The following is a 5,612-nucleotide window of genomic DNA, read 5'->3' as shown; positions in this document are numbered from 1 at the left end:
TGCGGCCTCGGCGCGCTCGCGGGCCTTGGCGACCAGCCGCGCGGCCACGCCGCGGCCGCGGGTGATCCTGCGCACGCACAGGTGCGAGAGCATGCAGCCCGCCTCGCCCTCGCCGAGCAGCGCGGCGCCGAGCAGGCGGTCGTTGAAGCGCCCGGCGAGCAGGCGGCTCTCGGCCAGGCCGGCGTCGATCAGGGCGGCGGCGTCGGGGTAGGGGGCCAGCAGCCAGGCGGGGGCGTCGGCGTAGATCTTCTCCAGGTCGCTACGGTCCTGCGCGCTGGGCTGGGTGACGGCTTCGACGATTACGGGCATGGGGCACTCCTTCGGACGATGGGCGCATCTTAATGCCTTTTGCACCGCCGATGCTCCGCCGGGGCGCCGGTAGCCCGCCGCCCCGGCCGCGGCCTATAATGCGCGCTCACATCCGCCCGTGATTCTGTGGAGCTGGCAATGGCCGAACGCAAGGCGTCCGTCGAGCGCAATACCCTGGAAACCCAGGTCAAGGTTTCCATCAACCTGGATGGCACCGGCAAGGCCCGATTCGACATCGGTGTACCCTTCCTCGAGCACATGCTCGACCAGATCGCCCGCCACGGGCTGATCGACCTCGACATCGAGTGCAAGGGCGACCTGCACATCGACGACCACCACACCGTCGAGGACGTCGGCATCACCGTCGGCCAGGCCTTCGCCAAGGCCATCGGCGACAAGAAGGGCATGACCCGCTACGGCCACTCCTACGTGCCGCTGGACGAGGCGCTGTCGCGCGTGGTGATCGACTTCTCCGGCCGCCCGGGGCTGACCATGCAGGTGCCCTACACCCGCGCCACGGTCGGCGGCTTCGACGTCGACCTGTTCCAGGAGTTCTTCCAGGGCTTCGTCAACCACGCCCTGGTGACCCTGCACATCGACAACCTGCGCGGGACCAATACCCACCACCAGATCGAGACGGTGTTCAAGGCCTTCGGCCGGGCCCTGCGCATGGCCATCGAGCTGGACCCGCGCATGGCCGGGCAGATGCCGTCGACCAAGGGGTGCCTGTGATGCAGACCGTCGCCGTCATCGACTACGGCATGGGCAACCTGCACTCGGTGGCCAAGGCGCTGGAGCACGTCGGCGCCGGCCGGGTGCTGGTGACCAGCGACGCGCAGACCATTCGTGAAGCCGACCGCGTGGTGTTCCCCGGTGTCGGCGCGATCCGCGACTGCATGGCCGAGATCCGTCGCCTGGGCTTCGACGAGCTGGTGCGCGAGGTCAGCGCCGACCGCCCGTTCCTCGGCATCTGCGTCGGCATGCAGGCGCTGCTCGAGCATAGCGAGGAGAACGGCGGCGTCGACTGCATCGGTCTGTTCCCCGGCCAGGTGCGCTTCTTCGGCAAGGACATGGTCGAAGGCGGCGAGCACCTCAAGGTGCCACACATGGGCTGGAACGAGGTACAGCAGAGCATCGACCATCCGCTGTGGCACGAGATCCCCGATGGCGGGCGCTTCTACTTCGTGCACAGCTACTACGTCGAGGCCGGCGATCCGGCGCAGGTGGCCGGACGCGGCCACTACGGCAAGGACTTCGCCGCGGCGCTGGCCGACGGTTCGCGCTTCGCCGTGCAGTTCCACCCGGAGAAGAGCCACACCCATGGCCTGCAGCTGCTGCAGAACTTCGTCGCCTGGGACGGCCGCTGGTAATGAGCCGGGCCAAGGGCAAGGCACCGCTCCTCGCGCTGGATGGCGCGCAGGAGCAGGCGGCGCAGCAGATCCTCAAGCGTTTCCTGGCCGAGCGTTTCGAGCTGGAACTGGGCGCCTTCGAGGTGCAGGAGCTGCTGGACCTGTTCGCCCGAGAAATAGCCCCGCACTACTACAACAAGGCGATCCTCGATGTGCAGGCGCACCTGAAAGACAGGTTCGAGAGCATCGAGAGCGACTTGTGGGCGCTCGAGAAGAGCTGACCCCTACCGAATTCAAGACTTGAGCAGGTTCAACCGATGCTGATTATCCCCGCGATCGACCTCAAAGACGGCGCCTGCGTGCGTCTGCGCCAGGGCCTGATGGACGACGCCACGGTGTTCTCCGACGACCCGGTGGCGATGGCCGCCAAGTGGGTGGAGGCCGGCTGCCGCCGCCTGCACCTGGTCGACCTCAACGGCGCCTTCGAGGGCCAGCCGGTCAACGGCGAGGTGGTCACCGCCATCGCCGCGCGCTACCCGAACCTGCCGATCCAGATCGGCGGCGGCATCCGCTCGCTGGAGACCATCGAGCACTACGTCAGGGCCGGGGTCAGCTACGTGATCATCGGCACCAAGGCGGTCAAGCAGCCGGAATTCGTCGCCGAGGCCTGCAAGGCGTTCCCCGGCAAGGTGATCGTCGGCCTGGACGCCAAGGACGGCTTCGTCGCCACCGACGGCTGGGCGGAAGTCTCCAGCGTGCAGGCCACCGACCTGGCCAGGAAGTTCGAGGCCGACGGCGTCTCGGCGATCGTCTACACCGACATCGCCAAGGACGGCATGATGCAGGGCTGCAACGTCGAGGCCACCGTGGCCCTGGCCAACGCCAGCCGCATCCCGGTGATCGCCTCCGGCGGCATCCACAACCTCGGCGACATCCAGAAGCTGCTCGACACCCGCAACCCGGGCATCGTCGGCGCCATCACCGGCCGCGCCATCTACGAGGGCACCCTCGACGTGGCCGAAGCCCAGGCGCTGTGCGACGGCTTCAAGCGCTGAGGCAGTGATCGTTCCCATGCTCTGCGTGGGAACGCAACCGGGGACGCTCCGCGTCCCGATAACGATTGATCGCCCCATGCGCCGGTGTGGGGGCGCAGCCGGGGACGCCGAGCGTCCCGAGCGGGGTTCCCACGCAGAGCGTGGGAGCCATCAGCGAAGCCGGCATGCAACCGACGAGAGAGACAGCCATGGCCCTCGCCAAACGCATCATCCCCTGCCTCGACGTGGACAACGGCCGCGTGGTCAAGGGCGTCCAGTTCGAGAACATCCGCGACGCCGGCGATCCGGTGGAGATCGCCCGCCGCTACGACGAGCAGGGGGCCGACGAGATCACCTTCCTCGACATCACCGCCAGCTCCGAGGGGCGCGACACCACCCTGCACACCGTCGAGCGCATGGCCAGCCAGGTGTTCATCCCGCTGACCGTCGGCGGCGGCGTGCGCACCGTGCAGGACATCCGCAACCTGCTGAACGCCGGTGCCGACAAGGTGTCGATCAACACCGCCGCGGTGTTCACCCCGGAGTTCGTCGGCGAGGCCGCCGAGCGCTTCGGCTCGCAGTGCATCGTGGTGGCCATCGACGCCAAGAAGGTCTCCAGGCCCGGCGAGCCGGACCGCTGGGAGATCTTCACCCACGGCGGGCGCAAGCCGACCGGCCTGGATGCGGTGGCCTGGGCGAAGAAGATGGAAGGCCTCGGCGCCGGCGAGATCCTGCTCACCAGCATGGACCAGGACGGCGTGAAGAGCGGCTACGATCTGGGCGTGACCCGCGCCATCAGCGAGGCGGTGGGTATCCCGGTGATCGCCTCGGGCGGCGTCGGCAACCTCGAGCACCTGGCGGCCGGCATCCTCGAGGGCAAGGCCGACGCGGTGCTGGCGGCGAGCATCTTCCACTTCGGCGAGTACACCGTGCCGGAGGCCAAGGCCTACCTGGCCAGCCGCGGCATCGTGGTGCGCTGAGCGGCAAAGACTGCCAACGCTGTAAACGCAGAAGCCCGGGCATCGACCCGGGCTTCTGCGTTGTGGAACCGGCGGTAGGGTAGAGGACTCGCGCAGCGATCCTCTACCGCTCTTGGGTGGCGTGGCTGGATGGTAGGTAATCGCTGCGCGAGTTACCTACCCTACCCGGCGACGCCTCCGTCGACTCACGGCCGGCGGGTGATGTTCAGCCCCTTGAGCAGGTTGAGCGCCTGGCTGAGCTGGTAGTCCTCGTCCTGCGGCTTCTCCGCCGGCTGGGTGGCCGGCTTGCTGCTGCTGGGCTTGTCGGCGCCGCCGTTGCCATTGCCCAGATGGCCGGGCAGGTCGGCTTCCTTGATGCCCTGGCCCTGGCTGTCCTCGCGGGTCACCTTGCCGCGCTCGACGACGATGTCGGGAACTATGCCCTGGGCCTGGATCGAGCGGCCGCTGGGGGTGAAGTACAGCGCGGTGGTCAGCTTGAGGGCGCGCTCGTTGGTCAGCGGCAGCACGGTCTGCACCGAGCCCTTGCCGAAGCTGTCGGTGCCCATCAGCACGCCGCGCTTGTGGTCCTGCAGGGCGCCGGCGACGATCTCCGCGGCCGAGGCGCTGCCGCCGTTGATCAGCACCACCAGCGGCACGTTCTCGCTGGCGTCGGCCTTGTCGGCGCTGAAGCGCAGCTCGGAGTTGGCGATGCGGCCCTTGGTGTAGACGATCAGGCCGTCGTCGAGGAAGTGGTCGGAAACCTCCACCGCCGCCTGCAGCACGCCGCCGGGGTTGTTGCGCAGGTCGAGGACCAGGCCCTTGAGCTTGCCGCCGTTGTCCTTCTTCAGCCTGGCCAGCGCCTTGCCGACTTCCTCGCCGCTGTTGATCTGGAACTGGGTGATGCGCAGGTAGCCGTAGCCCTTCTCCAGCAGCTCGCTCTTCACGCTGCGCACCTTGATCACCGCGCGCTCGAGGCGCACGTCGAACGGCTTGCCGCCCTCGCGCACCAGGGTCAGCACGATCGGGCTGCCCGGCTTGCCGCGCAGCTTGTCCACCGCCTGCATCAGCGACCAGCCCTTGGTCGGCTGGCCGTCGATCTTGACGATCAGGTCGCCGGCCTCGATGCCGGCGCGCGCCGCCGGGGTGTCGTCGATCGGCGAGACCACCTTGAGCATGCCGTCCTCCTGGCCGACCTCGACGCCCAGGCCGCCGAACTCGCCGCTGGTGCTCTCCTGCAGTTCCTGGAAGTCCTCCGGCTCCAGGTAGGCGGAGTGCGGGTCGAGGTTGCTGAGCATGCCCTTGATGGCGTTCTCCAGCAGGGTCTTGTCGTCGACCGGCTCGACGTAGGCGGTCTTGATCCGCTCGAGCACCTCGGCGAAGGTGCGCAGTTCGTCGAGCGGCAGGGTGGCGCGATCTGTGGCGGTGGGCTCGGCCGCCTCCGCGGCCAGCAGCGGCGGTGCCGCGCCCAGCAAGGCGAGGGACAGGGCCACGGCGGAGAGACGGTAACGCGACGACATGGAAGCAACTCCTGAATGGGGCGAGCGGTCAGCCCTGGGCGCGGCACCAGCGCAGCGGATCGCTGGGCTGGCCCTGCTGACGGATGGCGAAGTACAGCGCCGGGGTATCCTGCCCCCCGCTGGTGCCAACGGTGGCGATGGCCTCGCCGGCCTTGACCAGGTCGCCGGCGGCCTTCAGCAAGGTCTGGTTGTGGCCGTACAGGCTGAGGTAGCCGCCGCCGTGATCGACGATCACCAGCAGGCCGGCGCCGCGCAGCCAGTCGGCGAACACCACGCGGCCATCGTGGATGGCGCGCACGCGGGTGCCGGCAGCGGCGCCGATCAGCACGCCGTCCCACTTCAGCCGGGCATCGCCGCGCGGCGCGCCGAAGCGCGCCAGCAGCTGGCCGTCCACCGGCCAGGGCAGCCTGCCGCGGGCCTGGGCGAAGGGGCCGTCGACGGCCG

Annotated in this window: 8 protein-coding genes; 5 read left to right on the top strand and 3 right to left on the bottom strand. The window is 69.0% G+C overall.

The window, feature by feature from the left end; translation table 11 throughout:
• A partial coding sequence (locus E5198_RS20125) for an acetyl-CoA sensor PanZ family protein (RefSeq protein ID WP_136491696.1) occupies positions 1-309 on the bottom strand: 309 nt, incomplete at its 3' end.
• A gap of 138 nt (positions 310-447) precedes the next feature.
• Here E5198_RS20125 and hisB point away from each other — a divergent pair.
• The 5 genes from hisB (at position 448) to hisF (ending at position 3,672) form a co-directional block, all read left to right on the top strand.
• The gene (gene hisB, locus E5198_RS20120) at positions 448-1,041 is read left to right on the top strand and encodes an imidazoleglycerol-phosphate dehydratase HisB (RefSeq protein WP_136491695.1); all 594 of its coding nucleotides are present in this window, start codon (positions 448-450) and stop codon (positions 1,039-1,041) included.
• Positions 1,041-1,679, top strand: coding sequence for an imidazole glycerol phosphate synthase subunit HisH (hisH, locus tag E5198_RS20115; RefSeq protein WP_136491694.1), 639 nt, complete (start codon positions 1,041-1,043; stop codon positions 1,677-1,679). The genes hisB and hisH overlap by 1 nt, the downstream gene beginning before the upstream one ends.
• Complete coding sequence (locus E5198_RS20110) at positions 1,679-1,939, top strand: DUF2164 domain-containing protein (protein ID WP_136491693.1); 261 nt, start codon at positions 1,679-1,681, stop codon at positions 1,937-1,939. Before hisH ends, E5198_RS20110 begins: the two co-directional genes overlap by 1 nt.
• A gap of 36 nt (positions 1,940-1,975) precedes the next feature.
• Positions 1,976-2,713: a 1-(5-phosphoribosyl)-5-[(5-phosphoribosylamino)methylideneamino]imidazole-4-carboxamide isomerase gene (gene hisA, locus E5198_RS20105; RefSeq protein ID WP_136491692.1), complete on the top strand. Its 738-nt coding sequence runs from the start codon at positions 1,976-1,978 to the stop codon at positions 2,711-2,713.
• A gap of 188 nt (positions 2,714-2,901) precedes the next feature.
• The gene (gene hisF / locus E5198_RS20095) at positions 2,902-3,672 is read left to right on the top strand and encodes an imidazole glycerol phosphate synthase subunit HisF (RefSeq protein ID WP_136491690.1); all 771 of its coding nucleotides are present in this window, start codon (positions 2,902-2,904) and stop codon (positions 3,670-3,672) included.
• A 185-nt stretch (positions 3,673-3,857) separates the two neighbouring features.
• On the opposite strand, the gene E5198_RS20090 is transcribed toward hisF, so the two are convergent.
• Positions 3,858-5,168 carry a S41 family peptidase gene (locus tag E5198_RS20090; RefSeq protein ID WP_136491689.1) on the bottom strand — a complete coding sequence of 437 codons (1,311 nt, stop codon included), beginning with the start codon at positions 5,166-5,168 and terminating at the stop codon, positions 3,858-3,860.
• 28 nt (positions 5,169-5,196) lie between these two features.
• A partial coding sequence (locus tag E5198_RS20085; protein ID WP_168772567.1) for a murein hydrolase activator EnvC occupies positions 5,197-5,612 on the bottom strand: 416 nt, incomplete at its 5' end.

Origin of the sequence: Pseudomonas sp. A-1, assembly GCF_004801855.1 — a bacterium.
Lineage (GTDB): Bacteria > Pseudomonadota > Gammaproteobacteria > Pseudomonadales > Pseudomonadaceae > Geopseudomonas.
Note: the sequence above shows the minus strand (reverse complement) of the source record. Positions and strands in the feature narration are given on the sequence as shown.